24 protein-coding genes are annotated in these 21,228 nt (G+C 69.4%); 14 read left to right on the forward strand and 10 right to left on the reverse strand.

The window, feature by feature from the left end:
• Positions 1-19 precede the first annotated feature (19 nt).
• A complete protein-coding gene (locus ABC419_RS04380) occupies positions 20-424 on the forward strand; it encodes a host attachment family protein (protein ID WP_412876235.1) in 405 nt (134 codons plus the stop codon).
• A 52-nt stretch (positions 425-476) separates the two neighbouring features.
• Positions 477-782, forward strand: a complete 306-nt coding sequence (locus tag ABC419_RS04385; protein ID WP_412876234.1) for a hypothetical protein — start codon at positions 477-479, stop codon at positions 780-782.
• Here the strand turns inward: ABC419_RS04385 and ilvA are convergent.
• Complete coding sequence (gene ilvA / locus ABC419_RS04390) at positions 779-2,296, reverse strand: threonine ammonia-lyase, biosynthetic (RefSeq protein ID WP_459562590.1); 1,518 nt, start codon at positions 2,294-2,296, stop codon at positions 779-781. The two genes, ABC419_RS04385 and ilvA, sit on opposite strands and share 4 nt — an antisense overlap.
• 365 nt (positions 2,297-2,661) lie before the next feature.
• On the opposite strand from ilvA, the gene nadA reads away from it, so the two are divergent.
• The 5 genes from nadA to ABC419_RS04415 all read left to right on the forward strand — a co-directional run bounded on the left by nadA (position 2,662) and on the right by ABC419_RS04415 (position 7,429).
• Positions 2,662-3,741 carry a quinolinate synthase NadA gene (nadA, locus tag ABC419_RS04395; RefSeq protein WP_412876233.1) on the forward strand — a complete coding sequence of 360 codons (1,080 nt, stop codon included), beginning with the start codon at positions 2,662-2,664 and terminating at the stop codon, positions 3,739-3,741.
• 58 nt (positions 3,742-3,799) lie between these two features.
• On the forward strand, positions 3,800-4,681 hold the full coding sequence (locus ABC419_RS04400; RefSeq protein ID WP_412876232.1) for a metalloprotease: 882 nt from the start codon (positions 3,800-3,802) through the stop codon (positions 4,679-4,681).
• A gap of 4 nt (positions 4,682-4,685) precedes the next feature.
• On the forward strand, positions 4,686-6,245 hold the full coding sequence (locus ABC419_RS04405; protein WP_412876231.1) for an L-aspartate oxidase: 1,560 nt from the start codon (positions 4,686-4,688) through the stop codon (positions 6,243-6,245).
• Positions 6,246-7,121, forward strand: coding sequence for a carboxylating nicotinate-nucleotide diphosphorylase (gene nadC, locus ABC419_RS04410; protein WP_412876230.1), 876 nt, complete (start codon positions 6,246-6,248; stop codon positions 7,119-7,121). It begins immediately after the preceding gene.
• A gap of 89 nt (positions 7,122-7,210) precedes the next feature.
• A complete protein-coding gene (locus tag ABC419_RS04415) occupies positions 7,211-7,429 on the forward strand; it encodes a hypothetical protein (RefSeq protein ID WP_200167013.1) in 219 nt (72 codons plus the stop codon).
• A gap of 9 nt (positions 7,430-7,438) precedes the next feature.
• Here the strand turns inward: ABC419_RS04415 and ABC419_RS04420 are convergent, their stop codons facing one another.
• Positions 7,439-8,527 (reverse strand): cell wall hydrolase, encoded by a 1,089-nt coding sequence (locus ABC419_RS04420; RefSeq protein WP_200167169.1) that lies wholly within the window; start codon positions 8,525-8,527, stop codon positions 7,439-7,441.
• A 455-nt stretch (positions 8,528-8,982) separates the two neighbouring features.
• Here ABC419_RS04420 and ABC419_RS04425 point away from each other — a divergent pair, with 455 nt between their 5' ends.
• From ABC419_RS04425 to ABC419_RS04445, 5 genes are all read left to right on the forward strand, one after another.
• Positions 8,983-9,180 (forward strand): hypothetical protein, encoded by a 198-nt coding sequence (locus ABC419_RS04425; protein WP_200167015.1) that lies wholly within the window; start codon positions 8,983-8,985, stop codon positions 9,178-9,180.
• Positions 9,181-9,418: 238 nt separating this feature from the next.
• Positions 9,419-9,781, forward strand: coding sequence for a DUF6481 family protein (locus ABC419_RS04430; RefSeq protein ID WP_200167017.1), 363 nt, complete (start codon positions 9,419-9,421; stop codon positions 9,779-9,781).
• 168 nt (positions 9,782-9,949) lie between these two features.
• Positions 9,950-10,426, forward strand: a complete 477-nt coding sequence (locus ABC419_RS04435; RefSeq protein ID WP_200167019.1) for a Dps family protein — start codon at positions 9,950-9,952, stop codon at positions 10,424-10,426.
• A gap of 124 nt (positions 10,427-10,550) precedes the next feature.
• Positions 10,551-11,747: a cell wall hydrolase gene (locus tag ABC419_RS04440; protein ID WP_412876229.1), complete on the forward strand. Its 1,197-nt coding sequence runs from the start codon at positions 10,551-10,553 to the stop codon at positions 11,745-11,747.
• 99 nt (positions 11,748-11,846) lie between these two features.
• The gene (locus tag ABC419_RS04445; RefSeq protein ID WP_234287617.1) at positions 11,847-12,032 is read left to right on the forward strand and encodes a hypothetical protein; all 186 of its coding nucleotides are present in this window, start codon (positions 11,847-11,849) and stop codon (positions 12,030-12,032) included.
• 18 nt (positions 12,033-12,050) lie between these two features.
• Here the strand turns inward: ABC419_RS04445 and trxB are convergent, their stop codons facing one another.
• On the reverse strand, positions 12,051-13,070 hold the full coding sequence (trxB, locus tag ABC419_RS04450; RefSeq protein WP_412876228.1) for a thioredoxin-disulfide reductase: 1,020 nt from the start codon (positions 13,068-13,070) through the stop codon (positions 12,051-12,053).
• A gap of 79 nt (positions 13,071-13,149) precedes the next feature.
• Between trxB and ABC419_RS04455 the strand changes: the two genes are divergently transcribed.
• Positions 13,150-14,655: a TIGR00341 family protein gene (locus tag ABC419_RS04455; protein ID WP_412876227.1), complete on the forward strand. Its 1,506-nt coding sequence runs from the start codon at positions 13,150-13,152 to the stop codon at positions 14,653-14,655.
• Positions 14,656-14,682: 27 nt separating this feature from the next.
• Positions 14,683-14,958, forward strand: coding sequence for a glycine zipper domain-containing protein (locus tag ABC419_RS04460; RefSeq protein WP_412876226.1), 276 nt, complete (start codon positions 14,683-14,685; stop codon positions 14,956-14,958).
• Here ABC419_RS04460 and ABC419_RS04465 read toward each other — a convergent pair.
• The 7 genes from ABC419_RS04465 to ABC419_RS04495 form a co-directional block, all read right to left on the reverse strand.
• Positions 14,955-15,983: a mitochondrial fission ELM1 family protein gene (locus ABC419_RS04465; protein ID WP_412876225.1), complete on the reverse strand. Its 1,029-nt coding sequence runs from the start codon at positions 15,981-15,983 to the stop codon at positions 14,955-14,957. The genes ABC419_RS04460 and ABC419_RS04465 overlap by 4 nt on opposite strands.
• On the reverse strand, positions 15,974-16,447 hold the full coding sequence (gene greA / locus ABC419_RS04470; RefSeq protein WP_087139933.1) for a transcription elongation factor GreA: 474 nt from the start codon (positions 16,445-16,447) through the stop codon (positions 15,974-15,976). Before greA ends, ABC419_RS04465 begins: the two co-directional genes overlap by 10 nt.
• A 178-nt stretch (positions 16,448-16,625) precedes the next feature.
• A complete protein-coding gene (locus ABC419_RS04475) occupies positions 16,626-16,838 on the reverse strand; it encodes a hypothetical protein (protein WP_200167031.1) in 213 nt (70 codons plus the stop codon).
• A gap of 53 nt (positions 16,839-16,891) precedes the next feature.
• Positions 16,892-17,107, reverse strand: coding sequence for a cysteine protease (locus ABC419_RS04480; RefSeq protein ID WP_412876224.1), 216 nt, complete (start codon positions 17,105-17,107; stop codon positions 16,892-16,894).
• A gap of 29 nt (positions 17,108-17,136) precedes the next feature.
• Positions 17,137-17,265 carry a hypothetical protein gene (locus tag ABC419_RS04485; RefSeq protein ID WP_412876223.1) on the reverse strand — a complete coding sequence of 43 codons (129 nt, stop codon included), beginning with the start codon at positions 17,263-17,265 and terminating at the stop codon, positions 17,137-17,139.
• A 138-nt stretch (positions 17,266-17,403) separates the two neighbouring features.
• On the reverse strand, positions 17,404-20,703 hold the full coding sequence (gene carB / locus ABC419_RS04490; protein ID WP_412876222.1) for a carbamoyl-phosphate synthase large subunit: 3,300 nt from the start codon (positions 20,701-20,703) through the stop codon (positions 17,404-17,406).
• Between the two features lie 11 nt (positions 20,704-20,714).
• Positions 20,715-21,020 (reverse strand): ribonuclease E inhibitor RraB, encoded by a 306-nt coding sequence (locus ABC419_RS04495; protein ID WP_412876221.1) that lies wholly within the window; start codon positions 21,018-21,020, stop codon positions 20,715-20,717.
• Positions 21,021-21,228 lie beyond the last annotated feature (208 nt).

Consider the following 21,228-nt stretch of genomic DNA (forward strand, 5'->3'; position numbering starts at 1 on the left):
CGCTCATTTCTGGAGTCTGATGATGAACCTGCCCAACGGGGCCCTGGTCGCCGTCGCCGACGGCGAGAAGCTGAGCCTGTTCCGCAACACCGGCCACAACCTCGACATCCAGCTCAAGCCGATGGCCGCGCCCGAGATCCCCGAACGCCTGTCCGGCGCGCCGGGCCGCCGCTCCAGCGACGCCAACCCCGACAACGACACCCAGGCCGAGGACGGCTTCGCCATGGGCGTGGCCGAGGCGCTGAACCACATGGCCCTGACCAATAAGATCGAGGCCCTGGCCGTCGTCGCCGCGCCCAAGACCCTGGGCCAGTTGCGCAAGCATTGGCACAAGGCGCTGGAAGAGCGTCTGGTCGGCGAGATCCCCAAGGCCCTGGCCGGCCGTCCGGCCGAGGAAATCGCCGAGGCGATCAGCCGAGCGTGAAGCCGGCGCTGCGGCGTTGACATCGGCCCGCCGGGCTTTTCTGGTTCAGGTCATGACGACGCCGCGGCGCAAGGCCCTGATCGATTCCCTCTGGTATGTGATCCCGCTGGCGATCGCGGTGGTTCTGAACGCGGTGGTGCGCCCGGTCATGACCGAGCGTCTAGGCGGTGAGATGATCCGCAGGGGCGCCGGCGTCAGGGGCTCGGATACATGGTGGACGTTCGACGCCGCCACGCGCGCCGCCCATCCATGGCAGACCGGCTTTCTGGAGATGTCGCACGGGACGGTGGCCTTTGCGACGATGGGGGTGATTGCGGTGCTGTTCGTCTGGCGCTGCGTCGCTCGGCTGAGAGGTTAGGACGCGCCGTCCAGGAACAGGCGACAGGCCGGGTTGTCCGTCTCGTCGACGTAGGGGTAGCCCAGTTCGTCCAGCGCCGCCTTGAGGGCCGCCTGTTGATCCGGCGGGACGCTGACGCCCGCCAGCACCCGGCCCGCGTCGTCGCCGTGGTTGCGATAGTGGAACAGCGTCAGGGCCCAGGCGGGCTGAAGGCTGTTGAGGAAGCGCAGGAAGGCGCCCGGCCGCTCAGGAAACTCAAAGCGCAGCAGCCGCTCGTGCGGCAGGCCGATGGTGCGACCGCCGACCATGTGGCGGACGTGCAGCTTGGCCGTCTCATTGTCGCTCATGTCCACGACGGAATAACCGTCGGCGGTCAGATGTCTGAGCAGGCTTTCGCGCTCGGCGGCGCCGTCGCGCAGGGCCACGCCGACGAAGATCTGGGCCGTGCCGTCGCCGGACCAGCGGTAGTTGAATTCCGTGATCGAGCGGCCATCGAGACTGCGCAGGAAGCGGTGGTAGTCGTCGCGCCGGTCGGGCATGGCGACGGCGAACAGGGCCTCGGCGCCCTCGCCGATCTCGGCTCGCTCGGCGACGTGGCGCAGGCGGTCGAAGTTGACGTTGGCGCCCGAGTTGATCGCGACCAGCGCGCCTGATCCGGGGTGGCGCGCGGCCCACGCCTTGAGGCCCGCCAGCGCCACGGCGCCTGACGGCTCGGCCACGGCGCGCACGTCGTCGAAGATGTCCTTGACCGCCGCGCAGATGGCGTCGGTGTCGACCAGAACAATCTCGTCCAGCAGGTCGCGGCACAGGCGGAAGGTCTCAGCTCCTGCGCGGCGCACGGCCACCCCGTCGGCGAACAGGCCGACCTGATCCAGATCGACGACGCGCCCGGCCTCGATGGCGCTTTTCATCGTCGGAGCCTCGGCGGGTTCGACGCCGATCAGCCGCGTTTCAGGCCGCAGGAAGCGGACGATGGCCGCGACCCCCGCCGCCAGACCGCCGCCGCCGATGGGGATGAAGACGGCGTCGATGGGGTCCGGGTGCTGGCGCAGGATCTCCAGCCCGACCGTGCCCTGGCCCGCGATGACGTCGGGGTCGTCGAAGGGATGGACGAAGGTCGCGCCGGTCTGTTTCTCCAGCGCGCGGGCGTGGGCGTAGGCGTCGTCGAAGCTTTCGCCGTGCAGCACGACCTGGCCGCCCAGCCCCTGAACCGCCGCCACCTTGATGCCCGGCGTGGTGGTCGGCATGACGATGGTCGCCGCCGCCCCGCGTCTGGCCGCCGCCAGCGCCACCCCCTGCGCGTGATTGCCCGCCGAGGCGCAGATGACGCCGCGCGCCAGTTCGGCCTGCGTGAGGGCCGCGATCCGGTTGTAGGCGCCGCGGATCTTGAACGAGAAGACCGGCTGCAGATCCTCGCGCTTCAGCAGGGCGGGGCGCCCGATCCGCGCCGACAGCCGCTTCAGCGGGTCGAGCGGGGTCTCCTCGGCCACGTCATAGACGCGGGCGGTCAGGATGCGGCGGACGGTGTCTTGCACGATGATCTCGGTCAGGCGGCGCAGGGGAGGATGAAGCGTGTCCCGGTCTAGGCGATGCTGCGGCGTATGAGAATGAAAATTGCGTTCTCGCCTTCTCCCCTTGCGGGAGAAGGTGGGCGCCGGAGGCGCTCGGATGAGGGGTGTCGGCGCGAGGCTGGGTCATTTTCGCTCCGACACGATGCAGAATCGGACGCCGGGGCGCGCACACCCCTCATACGTCTCGCTGCGCGAGCCACCTTCTCCCGCAAGGGGAGAAGGAAGGTTTAGGCTTGCGCCGGGTACGGAAGAGCCTACATTGCATCTGCTTATGCTAAGTTTGAGCATAAGTCGAGGCCGCGCAGACGGTCGTTGAGGGAGTAGGGACGATGGCGGACGGCGCTTTCGGTCTGACGAAGGAACTGGCGGAAGAAACCGCCCCGGTGTGGGAGAAGGTCAAGGACCATGTCACCCCGCTGGAATGGCCCGAACAGGCGCGGCTGATCAGCGAGATCAACCGGCTGAAGCGCGAGCGCGACGCGGTCATCCTGGCCCACAACTATATGACGCCCGAGATCTTTCACGGCGTGGGCGACTATGTCGGCGACAGCCTGGGACTGGCCAAGGAGGCCGCCAATTCGAAGGCCAAGGTGATCGTTCAGGCGGGCGTACACTTCATGGCCGAGACGTCCAAGATCCTGTCGCCGGACAAGACGGTGCTGATCCCCGACCTGCGCGCGGGTTGTTCGCTGGCGTCCTCGATCACGGGGGCGGACGTGCGGCTGATCAAGGAACGGCATCCGGGCCTGCCGGTCGTCACCTATGTGAACACCACGGCCGATGTGAAGGCCGAGACGGACATCTGCTGCACCAGCGCCAACGCGGTTCAGGTCGTCGAATGGGCGGCGAAGGAATGGGGCGTCGACAAGGTCATCCTGATCCCCGACGAATATCTGGCGCGCAATGTCGCGGCCCAGACGACGGTGGGCATCATCGCCTGGGCGGGGCATTGCGAGGTGCACAAGCGCTTCACCACGCAGGACATCGCCGACATGCGCGACGCCTGGCCGGACGCCGAGGTTCTGGCTCACCCCGAATGCCCCGAAGAGATTTTGCGCGCCGCCGACTTCGCCGGTTCGACCGCCGCCATGACGGAGTATGTCGAGCAGCGTCGGCCCAAGCGGGTGGTGCTGATCACCGAATGCTCGATGGCCTCGAACATCAAGGGCGACGTGCCCGAGGTGGAGTTCGTCGGCCCCTGCAACCTGTGCCCGCACATGAAGCGCATCACGCTGGAGAACATCCGCGACTGCTTGCTGCACATGCAGTTCGAGGTGACGGTCCCCGAAGACATGCTGGAGAAGGCGCACCTGGCCGTGCAGCGGATGATCGACCTGCCGCCGCCGTCGAAGCCCGCGCGCTATGATCTGGTCAAGGCGCGGCATCATGTCGATGTGGAGCTGATCTGACGGCCCTGCGGCGACGCGGCCCGTTGCGGGTCCGTCGTCGTGCGCCCAGTTCAAATCCATGAGCGACACAGACAACACCCTTCCCCCCGGCGGCCGCAGACCCGGGCCCTGGGATGCGCGGCCGGAAGAGGCGACGCCTGCGCCCGCGCGCGAGGCGCCCCGCTACAGCGCGCGCCATGAGGCGCCGTCGCAGGAGGACAAGGGCCAGCACCCGGTCTGGGCGGTGGTCTCGACCCTGCTGATGGCGGGGTTCCTGTGGTTCCTGACCGGCAGCTGGGTCGTGGCGGGGGCGGTGCTGTTCGGCCTGTTCGTGCACGAGTACGGCCATGTGCTGGCGATGAACCGGGTCGGCATGGGCCCGGCGCGCATCTACATCATCCCATTCCTGGGCGGGCTGGCGAAGGGCCAGCGCGAGCCGAAGAGCGAGTGGCACGGCGTGCTGGTGTCGCTGGCGGGACCGGCGTTCGGCCTGCTGGCCATGATCCCCTTCGTGGCCGTGGGTCTGGCGATGAAGTCGCCGGAATGGCTGATGGGCGCCTTCTTCATCGCCATGATCAATCTGTTGAACCTGCTGCCCGCCCCGCCGCTGGACGGGTCCAAGGCGCTGGGGCCGGTGTTGACGCGGGTGCATCCGCGGCTGGAGCAGGTGGTGTTGCTGCTCATCGGCGGCCTCGCCGTGTGGTGGGGCGTATCGACGGGGCGGTTCATCCTGGCGGTCTTTCTGGGGCTTGCGGTGTTCGGCCATCTGAAGCGCGGCGTCTGGCGCGCGGCGTGGGGGCGGCTGAGCTGGCCCGAGGCGGGGCGCAGCCTGGCCCTCTATTTGCTGACGGCTGTGGTCTGCGTTGCGGCGGCGATCGGCGCCCTGCTGCCGCTGACGGGCGGGGCGGTTGAACCGGCGTTCGAGATGGGCCTGCGGTTCTTCGGGCTGGGAGGCCGCTAGGCGAATGGCGCGCATCCGGCATGACGGGCCGCTGATCATAGGCGGCGGGCTGGCGGGCCTGTCGGCGGCGCTGGAGGCCGAAGCGGCGGGCGCGGAGGTTCTGGTGGTGACGCCTGAGCCGCTGTTGAGCGCCTGTTCCTCGGCGTGGGCGCAGGGCGGGATGGCGGCGGCCCTGTCGCCGCAGGACAGCGCGGCCCTGCACGCCAAGGATACTGAAGGCGCGGGCGCGGGTCTGGTCGAGGCCGAAGCGGCGCGCGCCCTGACGACGCGGGGACGCGAGACGGTCGAGTGGCTGGCGGCGCTGGGCGCGCCGTTCGACCGCGACGCCGACGGCGACTTCTCCGTCAGCCTGGAGGCGGCGCACAGCCTGCCGCGCGTGGCGCGGGTGGGCGGCGACGGCGCGGGGCGGGCGATCCTGTCGGCCGTGGTCGCCGCCGCGCGGGCGGCGAAGGCCATTGAAATCTGGGAGGACGGACGGCTGCGCGGCCTGATCCGCGACGTTGACGGTCGGGTACGCGGCGCGGTGATCGAGCGGCGCGGCGGCCGGTTGGACGAGGTGTTCGCGCCCGCCGTGGTGCTGGCCACCGGCGGGATCGGCGGCCTGTTCGAGGCGACGACTAATCCATCGGCCTTGCGCGGCGAGGGGCTGGCGCTGGCCTGGCAGGCCGGGGCCGAGATTCTGGACCCCGAGTTCGTGCAGTTCCACCCGACGGCGATCGATGTGGGACTGGACCCGGCGCCGCTGGCGACCGAGGCCCTGCGCGGCGAGGGGGCGCGGCTGGTCGATGGAGACGGCGCCTTCCTGCTGGGCGACCATCCGGACGCCGATCTGGCGCCGAGGGACATCGTGGCGCGGGCGGTTCATGCGGCGCGCATAGAGGGACGCGGTGCCTTTCTCGATGCGACCAGGGCAGTGGGCGAGGCCTTTCCGCATGAGTTTCCGGCCGTCTTCGCCGCCTGCATGAGGGCCGGGCTGGACCCGCGCGTCAGCCCGATTCCGGTGGCGGCGGCGGCCCACTATCACATGGGCGGCATCGTCGCTGACGACGAGGGGCGCACCACGGTTCCCGGCCTGTTCGCCATCGGCGAGTGCGCGGCGACGGGGGTGCATGGGGCCAACCGACTGGCGTCCAACTCCCTGCTGGAGGCGGGCGCCTTCGGGCGGCGCGCGGGCCGGGCGGCGGCGGCGGAGGTCCAAGCCGAGCGGCGGTCGCTGGCGGCGGTGCAAACGATGACGGATCTGCCGCCCGAGGCGCTGGCGGCCTTGCGCGCCGCCATGACGCGCCATGCGGGCGTGGTGCGGGACGAGGCGGGGCTGACGGCGCTGCTGGCCCTGATCGACGACCTGGCGAAGGCGCATCCGACGGCGGCGTGCCTGACGGCGGCGCGGCTGGTCGCCGAGGGGGCGCTGAACCGGCGCGAGAGCCGGGGCGGCCACTATCGCCGCGACTTCCCCGACAGCCTGCCGAGGGCCGAGCACACGCGGATGCGCGCAGCGCCTGCGCCTGCGCGCGACGAAGAGGCCGAGGCGGCGACGCTCGCCGTTCTGGCGGCTGTGATCTGAATGACGAAGGACGTTTCCGTGACCCGAACCCTGCCGGACCTGCTGATCGAGCCCGTGGTGCGCATGGCGCTGGCCGAGGATCTGGGGCGAACGGGCGATGTGACGGCGCAGGCCTGCATCCCCGAGAACGCCCGCTTCAGCGCTGTGTTTTCAGCGCGACAGGCCGGGGTGATGGCGGGCGGGGCGGTCGCGCGGATCGCCGTCCACGTGCTGGATCCGCAGGCGACGGTGGCGGTGAAGGTCGCCGACGGCGAGGCGTTCGAGGCTGGAACCGCGCTGATCGCGGTCGAGGCGAACGCGCGCGCCCTGCTGGCGGCCGAGCGGACAGCGCTGAACCTGCTGGGCCGGATGTGCGGCATCGCCACCCTGACGCGGACCTATGTGCAGGCGGTCGCGGGGACGAAGGCGCGCATCGCCGATACCCGCAAGACGACGCCGGGCCTGCGGGCGCTGGAGAAGCACGCGGTCGCCTGCGGCGGCGGGCTGAACCATCGCTTCGGTCTGGATGACGCCATCCTGATCAAGGACAACCACGTCGCCGTCTGCGGCGGGGCGGGCGAGGCGGTGCGCCGCGCCAGGGCCTTCGCCCCCCACCTGATGAAGGTCGAGGTGGAAGTCGATAGCCTGGGTCAGCTGGACGAGGTGCTGCCCGAGCGGCCGGACGTCGTCATGCTGGACAACTTCAGCCTGGACGACATGGCCGAGGCGGTGCGCCGCGTGCGGGACAGCGCCTTCGGGCCAGTGGTGCTGGAGGCGTCGGGCGGGGTGAACCTGAGCACCGTCGCAGGCATCGCCGCGACGGGGGTGGATGTCATCTCCGTGGGCGCCCTGACCCATTCGGTCATGCAGCTGGACATCGGCCTGGACGCCGGCTGAGCGGACGCGAACCGGGGTTTTTCGGGGAACGGGCCCGACGGAGGCCCGTTTTCATGGGCGGGAGGGCGCGACCTCGAAGGAGAGACCCCATGACCAGGGCCCCACAGCCGCCCAAGGAGCAACGCAGCTTCGCCGACCGCGGCGCGCAGTTGATGGACGCGGCTGCGGCGACGGCCGCCGACCGGCGCGATTGGGCGCACGGCGTGCAGTCCGGCCAACCGGGCGACGCGGACGTCAACCTGAGCCAGCAAGGGCGCTACGGCAATCTGCAGCAGAATCTGACGACCCACCGCAAGACGCACCCTTAAGGCGCGTGATCAGGCTTCGGCGTTGAGCGTGGCGGTTGCGGCGGGCTTGGCGGAGGCCGGGGTCACGGCGACCGGGGCGGCGGGCGCAGCGGCGGCGCGCGGCGCGGCGGCCGGACGCTCTTCCGTCTTGGCCGGCGTCAGGGCTTCGCGGGCCAGGACGGCGGTGTAGGCCACGGCGCCCGAAGCGTTGCGGGCGGTTTCGACCGGATCGAGGCTGGCCTGGATCAGGCGCGGAGCCTGCTCGACCGGACCCGACGGACGCGGGTTATAGGCGAAGGCCTGATTGGCGCCCGAACGACCGCCGAAGCGGTAGAACAGGTGGTCGCCGACCTGGTTCACGCGCACCAGGCTGTTACGCCACGACGGCGAGACGGCGGTGGTGTGGAAGTGGGTGGCGTTGCCGACGGCGGCGAACACCTGGCCCGACAGGGCCTTGGTCGCCACGTCGCGGGCGCGATCCCAGGCGGCGCGGTTGACCCGGCCGCGCATGGCGCCGTTGCAGGTGAAGCTGAATTGGCAGCCCGTGCCGCGGTTGGCGCCCTGATAGACGACGGCGCAGACGGTGTTGGGGAAGGCGGGGTGGCGGGCGCGGTTCAGCACCACCTGGGCCACGGCCTTCATGCCGTCGCGGCCTTCGCCGCGCGCTTCATAATAGGCGGCCTGGGTCAGGCAATCGAGGTCGCGCGACTGGTCCAGGGCGCCGTCGAGGCGGAAGGGACGGGCGGCGGAAACCTTGGTCGCGCCGTTTCCCTGCAGGCTGGCGCGGCGCAGGCCGTCCTGGCCCTGAAGCTGCTCCAGGCGGGCGGTCAGCAGTTCGGCCTGGCGATCACGCTGGGCCGAGCCGGCGACGGAATAGGGGTCATGGCGATGGGCGATGGTCAGGGCGCTGGCGTCCAGGCCGCCGGCCGCTTCGGCCAGGGCTTCCTGGGTATAGCCGCCGGCGCCGGCGCCCTGCAGGCGCTCGGCCTGGGCGCGCACGGTCGAGGCCTGGGCGGCCAGGCCGCCCAGATAGGCCCCTCCGACTGCGAGGCCGACGACGCCGCCGAACGCCGCCGCAGCCGTCGTGGGGCGCAGGCGGAATGAGCGGGCGGCGTGCATCAGCGCACGCGTCTGCGAGGAGAGAAACAAAGGCGTAGTCCTGTACAACAGGGCGAGGATGCCGCCCCCGTAGATCCCGAACCCCGGCGACAAGGACGCGTCGCGCTTAAGCAGGTCAGGCGAACGCCGACTGAACGCCGGCCCTCGAAGGCGGGCCTTTATCCACCCGATCATGGCCTCAATGTGACTGATTCGCTAGAATTGTAATTTCCTCAGCATAGTGGGATGTGGTGTTTAGTCGTTGTTTTATTTTTTTTAATCGTGACGAAAATGCGCCTTAGCATTTCTTGCGAGAACTGTATTTGTATGCTGGCGGAAGATTGTCTCTGATGTTTGTGGTGTGCGAATAAGCTATTGGGCGGGGTGTGACATCTTGTTCGTCAGAGTCGCGCCATAGATGGGAACTCGCCTGCGACTCTCGCGTTGCAAGCTGTGCTATTTCAAGGAGTTGACCCATGACCCGCATCGCTTCCCGCCTGACCGTCCTGGCGCTGGCCGGCGCCGGAGCCCTGGCCCTGTCGGCCTGCGGCCACAGCATTGAACAGAAGGCGGCCACCGGCGCGGTCGCCGGGGCGGTGGTGGCCGGCCCGGTCGGGGCGGCGGTCGGCGGCGCCGCCGGGGCGGCCGTCGGCCACGCCGAGAAGCCGCACTGATCCGCCGACATGGATGCGGCCGCGTCGTGCGGCCGCATCCTGCGTCTTGGCGGCCCCATTGCCGCTAAATCCCATGAAAACGGGCCGTAGAGCTTGATTTCGGCGCGAAATTCGGCTTTGGCCTCGCGCCGGGTCGAGCGCGTCGAGACGCGTCTTCCGACCTGATCTATGGCCGTCGCTCTGGCGATCGGCCTTTTTCGCCGTCTCCATTCCCTATCAAGGACACCCGCCTCTCAGCATGCGCGACCTCAAGAACACCGGCTTCAACGACCGCCTGTCCGCCCAGAAAGACGCCAAACAAGCCCTGCTGGCCCGGTTCAAGCCGAAGCCGACGGTTCAGGATCCCGAGTTCGAGAAACTGGCCGAAAAGCGCGCCGCCGAGAAGGAGGCGATCCGCCAGCAGCACGAACTGGCCAAGGCCGAGATTCGTCGCGAGAAGGCCGAGAAGGACGCCGCTCGTCTGGCGGCCGAAATGGCCGCTCAGGACGAGGTCGACGCCGCCAAGCGCGCCGCCCGCAAGGAGCGCAAGCAACTGACCAAGGAAGAGCAGAAGGCGGCCCGCGACGCGCGCTACGCCGCCCGCAAAGCGCGCCAGCGCTAAGCATGGGTCATGCGCCCCTTCCTTGACCGGGAGGGGCAACGCTCATGCGGCTTCAGCGTTACAGGAGCGAAGATTCCTGCGACGCGTCGCCGCCCGCCCCTTGGATCGTGCGTTCGACGACCTAACTGCAAGGCTGATCTTCACCCAGCACTGCCAACGGGAGCCGTCATGAACGCCATCGACACCGGTCTCAAGCCCAAGGAACGCGCCGACGTCGCGCGCGAACTGTCCAAGGCTCTGGCCGACAGCTACGCCCTCTATCTGAAGACGCACGGCTATCACTGGAACGTGCGCGGGCCCGAGTTCTTCAGCCTGCACAACCTGCTGGAAGAGCAGTACCGCGAGATCTGGGCCGCGCTGGACGATATCGCCGAGCGCATCCGCGCGCTGGGCGAGCTGGCCCCGCAGAGCGGCTCGGCCTTCGCCAATCTGACCTCGATCAAGGACGGCGATCCCGAGAAGGATTCGGCCGAGATGCTCAAGGAGCTGATCAAGGATCACGGCGTGGTCATCTCCACCGCCCGCGCGGCCCTGGACGCCGCCGACGAGGTCGGGGACGAGGCCTCGGTCGATCTGATGACGCAACGCCTGGCCGCCCACGAAAAGGCCGCCTGGATGCTGCGCTCCAGCCTGGGCGATCGTTAAGGCGAAGGGGATGGCCGTTCCCGCCTCACGGAACGGTAATCTTCGCGTCTGAAAAGCGCCGGATTGGGCGGTCATGCAGATCGCTGATTTCCGGCGCCGCCAGACGCCGCTATACGGACATCGCATGAAACTCGGCCGCCTCACGCCGCTGAAGACGACCGGACGCCGGGCAGCCGCTGCGGCGCCCGCCGTCATGGCCGTCACCGTGGCGGTTATGGGCGTGGCCATGTCGGCCAGTTCGACCCCCCGTCCCGACATCGACCGCACCGCCGAGGCGGTGGCGCGCGCCACCGGCGGCGACCTGGGCCCGAACGGCCTGGCGGCGGTGACGACGCGGATGGATGCGGGACAGTTGGCGATCGCCCGGCGGCACGACCCGGCCCTGGGCCTGCCCGAGCTTTACGGCCTGACCCCCGGTTGGGAGAGCCTGACCCTGGGCGGCAAGCCCTCTCTGGATCAGGGCGTGGCCGGCGTCGCGGCGCAGCAGTTGAACGCCGCCATGCCCAACGCCTTCGGCGCGTTGCAGCCCGCACGGCCCTTCCTGTTCCGCCCGGTGGACGAGGCGTCGCGCCGGCGCGCCCTGCGCTGTCTGACGCAGGCCGTCTATTACGAGGCGGCGCTGGAGCCGACCGAGGGGCAGGAGGGCGTGGCCCAGGTCGTGCTGAACCGGGTGCGCGATCCCAACTATCCGGCCAGCGTCTGCGGCGTCGTCTATCAGGGCGCCGAGCGGACCACGGGTTGCCAGTTCAGCTTCACCTGCGACGGCTCCCTGGCGCGCGGGCCGGTGCGCTGGGCCTGGGACCGGGCCGAGCGGGTCGCGGCGCGCGCCCTGAACGGCCATGTGTCCGAGCGCGTGGGCACGGCCACCCATTACCACGCCGACTACGTCCACCCCTGGTGGTCGCCCAGCCTGGCCAAGATCACCCAGGTCGGGGCGCATATCTTCTATCGCTGGAAGGGCGCGGCCGGAGAGACCGCCGCCTTCGTCACCGCATACTCAGGCCGCGAGCCGTCGATCGACGAGGCCCGCTTCGCCCAGTCCCGCGTCCTGCTGGCCACGGCCGCCGATAGCGTCGAAGCGGCGCTGGACGGCGCCAAGTCGGGCGAACTGCGCACGGTCGAGATCGACGGCCAGACCCGCGTCGTCGGCGTCGCCAGCCTGGGCGGCCGCCGCCAGGCCGGCAAGGACGAGATCGCCGCCATCAACGAACGGCTCAAGGCCTTCGAGAGCGGCGCCGTCCCCAGCGTGACCGTGACCGCCCCGCCGCCCGCCGGCGTCACCCCCATGGCCGTCGAAGAGGTCGGCAAACCGCAGGGGTGAGAGCGGGAGGGCGTTCAGCCTGTTCTGAGGGTTGCGTCGGGTTCAGCTTCAGGGGGCTCGACCGCCTATCTGGTCAACGCCGTGGACGGGCCGAAGCTGGTGGTAGGCGACGCGGTCAGCACCCGCCTGGGCTGGGAGCAGCGGATGCCGCAGCCGGTTGCGCCCGCCGCTCGCGCCGCCGCTGAAACCTCTGCCGAACGGCTACGCAGCTTTGCGGCCGCGCATCCTGGTGTGACGGTCTTCCTGGGCCATCAGTCCCGAACAGGGCAGGCGGAGGCGCGCTGAGGCGCCTCCTGTCTTCCCTCACCAGGCGCCGATCTTCTCGGCTTCCTTGTGGCTGATGGGGTGTTGGGCGGCCTTGTGGTCTTCCTCGGCGAGGAAGCGGGCGGCTTCGAGGGCGGCCATGCAGCCCATGCCCGCCGCCGTGACGGCCTGGCGATAGACGTCGTCGGTGACGTCGCCGGCGGCCCAGACGCCTTCGATGGCGGTCGCGGCCGTACCCGGCTTGACCCGCAGATAGCCGCCGGAGTTGGTTTCCAGCTGGCCCTTGAACAGTTCGGACGAGGGGGCGTGGCCGATGGCGATGAAGACGCCATCGGCGGGGATTTCGCTGATCTCGCCGGTCTTGACGTTCTTCAGGCGCACGCCCGTGACGTTGCGGGCCACGCCGTCGACGACGCCGACCACTTCCTCGACGGCCACGTCCCAGATCACCTTGATCTTGGGATGGGCGAACAGGCGGTCCTGCAGGATCTTCTCGGCGCGGAACTCGTCGCGGCGGTGAACCACGGTGACGGTCTCGGCGAAGTTGGTCAGGAACAGGGCTTCCTCGACGGCGGTGTTGCCGCCGCCGACCACCACCACCTGCTTGCCGCGATAGAAGAAGCCGTCGCAGGTGGCGCAGGCCGATACGCCGAAGCCCTGATACTCAGCCTCGGAGTCCAGGCCCAGCCACTTGGCCTGGGCGCCGGTGGAGATGATGACCGTCTCGGCCAGGATCTCGGCGCCCGAGTCCAGCGTCAGGCGGAAGGGGCGCTGGGACAGGTCGGCCTGGGTGACGATCTCGTGGATGACCTCGGTCCCGACATGCTCGGCCTGGGCCTGCATCTGCTGCATCAGCCAGGGGCCCTGAATGGTTTCGGCGAAGCCGGGATAGTTCTCGACGTCCGTGGTGATGGTCAACTGGCCGCCGGGCTGCAGGCCGGCGATGATCACCGGGTTCAGCGAGGCGCGGGCGGCGTAGATGGCGGCGGTCCAGCCGGCGGGGCCGGAACCGATGATGGCGACGCGGACGGTACGGGCTGGGACTTTGGCTTGGGTCATGACCCCTATTTAGGCGCTGATTCCCGATTTCGCGACGCCTGTCGTTCCGTCACGCTTCATGGAGGGATATGAAACGGGCATGACCGCCGAAACGCCCGCCGCCGCCCAGACCCGAAACCTGCTGCGCCGCCTGCTGGTCAGCGCCCGGCGCGGCGTGGATCACGCCGAGGCCGCTCAGGCCGTCTATGAGAACGGCGGGCTGAGCGGCCGCTATCTGATGATGACGGTGATCTCGGCCGCCATCGCCGCCCTAGGTCTGATGCTGTCGTCGCCGGCGGTGGTGATCGGGGCCATGCTGGTGTCGCCGATGATGGGGCCGATCGTGGCCCTGGGCTTCTCCCTGGCCCTGCTGGACTGGAACGAGCTGAAGCAGTCGCTGACGGCGCTGGGCGTCGGGGTGGGGCTGGCGCTGTTCGTGGCGATCCTGCTGACCCTGCTGTCGCCGCTGAAGGAGCCGACGGCCGAGATTCTGGCCCGCACCCGGCCCAACTTCTTCGACCTGCTGATCGCGGTCTTTTCGGGGGTGGCGGGCGCCTACGCCGTGATCCGCCAGCGCGGGGAGACCATCATCGGCGTGGCCATCGCCACCGCCCTGATGCCGCCGGTCGCGACGGTGGGCTTCGGCCTGGGGACCGGCGACCTGTCGATCGCGGCGGGCGCCTTCTTCCTGTTCATGACCAACCTGGTGGCCATCGCCCTGGCGGCGACGGTGACGGCGGGCTTCTACGGCTTCCGGCCGCGCCTGCTGGAGCGGCCCAAGCCGTGGCGCGGCGTGGCGGTCATGGTGGTCTTCGTTCTGCTGGCCGTGCCGCTGGCCCTGTCGCTGCGCAGCATCGCCCTGGAGAGCCGGGCGACGGCCGAGACGCGGCTGGCGGTCGAGGACATCTTCGCCGGCGGCGAATCCCGCATCACCCTTCTGGACGCGCGCAGCGAAGGGAAGGGCGTGACCGTCTCCACCCTGGTCAGCACGCGCAAACTGGTGGCCGACGCCCAGAACCGGCTGCAGGAGCGGCTGACGGCGGCCCTGCATGTGCCGGTGTCGGCGACCCTGGATCAGATCGTCGTGGCCGATCCGCAGGCGGCGGCGCGCGCCGTCCAGACCAGTCAGGCGAGCGCGCCCGATCCGGCGGCGGCCCTGCGCAACCGTCTGGCCGACGCCGTGCCCTTCGCCACCGATGCGGTGATGACCGACGCCGAGGGACGGCGGGCCATCGTTCTGCTGCGGCCCGACGCGGGACTGGATCTGGACAGCGCCTATGCTCTGGAGGCGGCCTTGCGGGCGCGGTTCGACGGGGTGGACGTGTGGGTGACGCCGCCGGTGCAGGAGCCGAAGGCGGTCGATTTGGGCGACGCTGCGGTGCGCGCCCGCATGGTCTGGGCCCTGGCGCGCTGGCGAGCCGCGCCGGCGGTGAGCCTGTGCCGACCGGCGCCGGGCGCGCCCGCGGCCGAAGGACGCGAGGCCCAGCCGGACGCCGGACAGGTCTTCCTGTCTGAACTGGCGGCGGCAGGGGTGTCGATCCGCGCCGAGAGCGGGCCGGCCTGTCAGCGCGGCGATCAGAATCTTGCCCGGCTGTCGCTGGGCTAGGTCGGGACTTCAACGAGGGGAGACGAGATGAAGCAGGTGAACAAGGCGGTCTGGATGCCGGTCGGCATCGGCGCGGGCATCGCGATCGGCGCCGGGATCGGCGCGGCGACCGACAATCTGGCGATGTGGCTGGCGCTGGGCGTGGCCATCGGTTCGGGTCTGGGCGTGGCCCTGATGGGGCTGAGCGGCGTCAAGCGAGCGGACAAGAAGACCGAAGAGGCTGCGCCGCTGACGGACGGCGTTCCCAGCGTGAACAGCCACCACAGCGACGGTGGAAGCGGAGGCACCGGCGGCGACGACTAGCCTCGACGTATCGCCGCCAGCACGGCGCGGGCCGCGCGTTCGGTCTCGTTCAGCGGTTCATAGGTCCACGGCGTCAGGGCGCCGTCGAAGGGGCGGGCGGCGCCGCGCGCCTGAAGATCGGCGTGCAGGCGGGCGAACTTGCCCGGCGCCTTCTTCGCGACCATCGGCAGGATGTGGACGGGTTTGCCGGTCGAGGCGGCCTCGGCGGCCATGTTGGCGCTGTCCTCGGTGACGAGGATGTGGTCGGCGCCGTCCAGCATGGCGAACAGGGGGTTGTCGCCCTCGCCGTCCCAGATCCAGCCGGGCAGGGCCGACAGGCGTTCGGTCATCGCCGCCTTGGCGGCTTCGGGCGTGCGGCGCGAATAGGTCAGCAACAGGGCGCCGTTCGCGGCCGATACGGTCTCGGCGATCCGCTCGGCCAGGTCGGCGGCGTGGGCGGGCGGCAGGTCGAAGGCGGCGGACGCTCCGCCCACCATCACCGCCACGCGCGGATGGGGCAGGGGGGCGATGCGCGCGGCGAAGGCGGGCGCGGCCTCGGCCAGACGCTCGCGGGTGATGCGGTGCGGGCTGCCGGTGATCGACAGGACGTTGGGGCCGTTGAGGCTGTCATGGGCTGGGGCGACGATCAGGTCGTAACGGTCGTTGCGCCAGCGCGGATCCTGGGTCTGGACGACGAAGGTCTTGCCGCCGCTCCAGTCGCGCACGCGCGCCGACAGCGGCAGGCTGGCGCGGCCCGTGGCGATCCACAGGTCGGGCCATTGCGTCACGGCGCGCGGATCGAACGACCCCGGCGCCAGCATGGCGGGGGTCTTCAGCGCCGACGGCCAGCGGTCGAAGGCGGGGCGCCAGCGGACGGTCTGGATCTTGATTTCGGCCGGGGTCAGGCGGGCGACGGCCTCGGCCAGCCCCAGGGCCTGGTTCTGGATGCCGCTGCGGCCGTCGGACACGACCCAGATGGAAAGAGGGCGCGCGGCTGTGCCGCGCGCCCTGCCTTCAGCCTCGATGTCGGCGGAGGTTACTTCCACTCGACCTTGAGGATCTCATAGGCCTTCACGCCGCCGGGCGTGTTGACCTCGACCACGTCGCCGACCTCTTTCGAGATCAGGGCGCGGGCGATCGGCGAGGCGATGGAGATCTTGCCCAGCTTCACATCGGCTTCGTGTTCGCCGACGATCTGATAGACGCCCTCTTCCTCGGTGTCCTCGTCCACGAAGGTGACGGTGGCGCCGAACTTGACCTGGTTGCCCGACAGCTTGGACACGTCGATCACCTGGGCGCGCGACAGCTTGTCCTCGATCTCGGCGATCGAGCCTTCGATCCAGCCCTGGCGTTCCTTGGCTGCGTGGTATTCGGCGTTTTCAGACAGATCGCCATGTTCGCGGGCTTCCGCGATGGCGGCGATCACGCTGGGTCGTTCCACCGATTTCAATTGCTTGAGTTGATCGTCGAGGGAGCGATATCCCTCGGCCGTCATCGGCACTTTTTCCATTGTGTCGTGAGTTTCTTGCTACGCCCGAAGACAGGTGAGAGACGTTCCGGTACCGCTGCGGCCACGGGGGCGTTGCGTGACCGGCCAAGGAAGGTAGGGCGCCCGACGCCCAAACTCAAGATGGCGAAACGGCGCCGCCCGGCGCGGCGCAAGCGCGCAGCCGTGTTTCAACGTTTTCTTACGGCCCGGAGGGCGGTGCGGGCGGGGACGACGGCCCGCGATCCTTGCTGAACGCGCGTCGCAGGGCCGTCCAGGCGATGAAGCCCAGGGCGGCGACGGCCAGAAGCATGAAGACGCCCGATACGACCGCGACCCCCGCGGCGATGAAGGCGATGACGAGACAGACGGCCGCGAACAGGGCGGCGATGACCTGGATAACGGACAGACGCATGAGAGGTTAACGCGGACGGCCGATCGAGGTTTCCTCTGCCTGATACAGTGCGGTCAGCGGCGCCGTCCGCTCCAGCGCTGACGCCGGTGCGGCGCGCGGGCGGCCCCTCCGCCCGGCGGCGCGCCCTGGATCGGCGCGCGGCGGCTCTTCCACAGCCGCCAAGCCAGGGTCGCCAGGGCGATCTTGCCCGCGTGGCGGGCGGCCAGACTGCGTCCTCGGCGTGACAGCAGCAGGCCGCCCAGCAGGGTGGAAAGGCGAGACAGGGGCATGGGCGGCGTTTCCTCTGGAAGCGGGTTCCTTAGAGGAACGGCCGGGACGCCGCCGGGTTCAGCGCCCTTGCCTGGCGTTTGGGCATCAGGGCTTCTGCGGCCCGGACCGGGCCTTCGACGCTCAGGGTCACGGCGGGCTCGGGCGTTATGACGCGCATGCACACTCTCTGCCGTCATCCTCGGGTCAAGCCCGAGGATGACGGCGACTATAGGGTGATGGCGGCGCCTAGGCGGGGCCACGAAAAAGCCCCCGGCGATCGCTCGCCGGGGGCTGTTGTTCAGCACGGGGCCTGATCTCAGTTGTAGCTCTGGATAGGGCGCACATCCATTTCGCCGTGGCGGACGGCGGCGATGGCCTGGGCGGCGGCAAGCGAGCCGGACGCCGTGGTGTAGTAGGGGATCTTCATCATCAGCGCGGTGCGGCGGATCGAGAAGCTGTCGGCCAGGGCCTGCTTGCCGTCCGTGGTGTTGAAGACCAGCTGGACCTCGCCGTTCTTCATGGCGTCGACGATGTTGGGACGGCCTTCCAGCACCTTCTTGACCAGACCGACCTCAAGGCCCTGTTCGGTCAGGTAGCTGTGGGTGCCGCCGGTGGCGATGACGGCGAAGCCTTGCGCCAGCAGGGTCTTCACCGCCTCGACGATGAAGGGCTTGTCGGCGTCGCGCACCGAGACGAAGGCCGTGCCCTCGGTCGGCAGGATGGTGCCGCCGCCGGTCTGGGACTTGGCGAAGGCGCGGGCGAAGGCGGGAGCCAGGTCGGCCTCGCCTTCGCGCTTCCAGTCCAGGCCCATGACCTCGCCGGTCGAGCGCATTTCCGGGCCCAGGATGGTGTCGACTCCGGCGAAGCGGGCGAAGGGGAAGACGGCTTCCTTGACCGCGATGTGGTCCAGTTCCTTGTCGACCAGACCGAAGGACGACAGCGGAACCCCGGCCATGACCTTGGCGGCGATGGCGGCGACCGGCTGGCCGATGGTCTTGGCGACGAAGGGCGCCGTGCGGCTGGCGCGCGGGTTCACTTCGAGGACAAAGATGCGCGGGTTCTCACTGTGCGGCTCCTCGATGGCGAACTGCACGTTCATCAGGCCGCGCACCTTCAGGGCCTTGGCCATGGCGGTGGTCTGGCGCTTCAGCTCGGCCACGGTTTCGGGGCGCAGGGAGAAGGGCGGCATGGAGCAGGCGCTGTCGCCCGAGTGGACGCCAGCTTCCTCGATATGCTCCAGAACGCCGGCGACGAAGACGGTCTCGTCGTCGCACAGGGCGTCGACATCCACCTCGGTGGCGCGGTTCAGATAGTGGTCGATCAGCACGGGGTCGTCGCCCGAGACGCGCATGGCCTCGCCGACGTAACGGTCCAGACCCTCGCGGTCGTGGACGATCATCATGCCGCGGCCGCCCAACACATAGGACGGGCGCAGGACGACCGGATAGCCGACCTCCTCGGCCTTGATCGCGGCTTCTTCAGCGGAGCGGGCCAGGGCGTTGGGCGGCTGTTGCAGGCCGATGGCCTGAAGCATCTGCTGGAAGCGCTCGCGGTCCTCGGCCAGGTCGATGCTGTCGACGCTGGTGCCCAGGATCGGCACGCCGTCTTCCTGAAGCGCATGGGCCAGCTTCAGCGGGGTCTGGCCGCCGAACTGGACGACCACGCCGATCAACTCGCCCTTCGAGCGTTCGACGTCGATCAGCTCCAGCACGTCCTCGGCCGTCAGCGGCTCGAAATACAGGCGGTCGGAGGTGTCGTAGTCGGTCGAGACCGTCTCGGGGTTGCAGTTGACCATGATGCTCTCGACGCCGATGTCGTCGAAGGCGAAGGCCGCGTGGCAGCAGCAGTAATCGAACTCGATGCCCTGGCCGATGCGGTTCGGTCCGCCGCCCAGGATGACGGCCTTCTTGCGGTCCGACACCTCGGCCTCGCAGGCCGGGATCTGGCCCAGGGCGGCGGTCTCATAGGTCGAATACATATAGGCGGTGGCGCTGGCGAACTCGGCGGCGCAGGTGTCGATGCGCTTGAACACCGGGCGCACGTCAAGGGCGCGGCGGGCCTTGCGGACCTCGCCCTCGGTCTTGCCGGTCAGGGCGCCCAGACGGGCGTCGGAGAAGCCCTTGGCCTTCAGCTTGCGGAAGTTGGTGGCGTCCGTGGGCAGGCCCTGAACGCGGACGTGGCCTTCGGTGCGGATCAGGTCGGCGATCTGGCGCAGGAACCACGGCTCATAGGCGCAGGCGGCCTGAACTTCTTCCACGGTCAGGCCGTGGCGGAAGGCCTGGGCGATGACGCGGATGCGGTCCGGCGTCGGCAGGCCCAGCGCGCGGATGACGGCGGCCTTGATCGCAGCGTCGTCCTCGGCTCCGGCCACGCCGTCGATCTCGATGTCGTCGAAGCCGTTCAGACCCGTCTCCAGCCCGCGCAGGGCCTTCTGCATGGATTCCTGGAAGGTGCGGCCGATGGCCATGACTTCGCCGACCGACTTCATCGCCGTGGTCAGCGACGGCTCGGAGCCCGGATATTTCTCGAAGGCGAAGCGCGGAATCTTGGTGACGACATAGTCGATGGCCGGCTCGAAGCTGGCCGGGGTCACCATGGTGATGTCGTTCTTCAGCTCGTCCAGCGTATAGCCGACGGCCAGCTTGGCGGCGATCTTGGCGATCGGGAAGCCGGTGGCCTTGGACGCCAGCGCCGAGGAGCGCGACACGCGCGGGTTCATCTCGATGACGACCAGGCGGCCGTCCTTGGGGTTGACCGCGAACTGGACGTTCGAGCCGCCCGTCTCGACCCCGATCTCGCGCAGCACGGCGATCGAGGCCGCGCGCATCATCTGATATTCCTTGTCCGTCAGCGTCATGGCCGGGGCGACGGTGATGCTGTCGCCGGTGTGGACGCCCATCGGGTCGATGTTCTCGATCGAGCAGATGATGATGCAGTTGTCCGCATGATCGCGGACGACCTCCATCTCATATTCCTTCCAGCCCAGCACCGACTCCTCGATCAGCACTTCGGTGGTCGGCGACAGGTCCAGGCCCCGCTCCACGATCTCGTGGAATTCCTCGACATTATAGGCGATGCCGCCGCCGGTGCCGGCCAGGGTGAAGGACGGGCGGATGATGGCGGGCAGGCCGACGAAGGCGAGGGCGTCGTCGGCTTCCTCAATGTGGTGGATGGCGCGCGAGCGGGGCGATTCCAGACCCAGCTTGTCCATCGCGTCGCGGAACTTCTGACGGTCCTCGGCCTTGTCGATGACCTCGGCCTTGGCGCCGATCATCTCGACGCCGTGACGGGCCAGGGCGCCCGAGGCGTTCAGAGCCAGCGCCGTGTTCAGCGCCGTCTGACCGCCCATGGTGGGCAGCAGGGCGTCCGGCTTCTCCTTGGCGATGATCTTCTCGACCATCTCGGGCGTGATCGGCTCGATATAGGTGGCGTCGGCCACCTCCGGGTCGGTCATGATGGTGGCGGGGTTCGAGTTGACCAGGATGACCCGGTAGCCCTCGGCCTTCAGCGCCTTGCAGGCCTGAACGCCCGAATAGTCGAACTCGCACGCCTGGCCGATGACGATCGGGCCGGCGCCGATGATCAGGATGGACTTGATGTCTGTGCGCTTGGGCATCGGCGTTCGTCTCAGTTCGTCACGACCGCGCACTCCCAGCCGTCGTAGTCGAGCTGGAAGGCCGCGGCCCAGGTTTGCATCATGGCCGACACAGGCGAAAACGACGCCTCGTCGACCGGCATGGTGGTCTCCAGGACGGTCATGTCGCCCTGGCCCCGCGTCAGGAAGCCCGCACGGCGGGCCACCTCGCACAGGTCGCCGTGCGCCTCTTCCTCGCCGTAGAAGTAGAACAGCGTATGGCGCGGAGTGATCCCGCTGTCGCCCTGCTCTGCGAGCGCGGCGCGCACCATGGCGTCCTTTTCTTCGTGGCTGGCCATTTCTTCTTGGCAGGTCAGGGCGGCGGTCTCCACGCGCGCAGACGGACGGGCGCGAGCGCGCTCGCGGCCGATCCGTTTGGGTTGTCGGTTAAGCGGCCCGTTTAGAGAGGGAGGGGCCGGGGGGCAAGACCCTATTGTCAGCATGCGCGCGATAGACGGATCCCGAACCTGGCGAGCTTGCGCGAAGATGGGGGCTTGCCCCTTCGCG

The sequence above is a fragment of the Brevundimonas phoenicis genome (assembly GCF_047237745.1).
In the GTDB taxonomy this organism is placed as follows: domain Bacteria; phylum Pseudomonadota; class Alphaproteobacteria; order Caulobacterales; family Caulobacteraceae; genus Brevundimonas.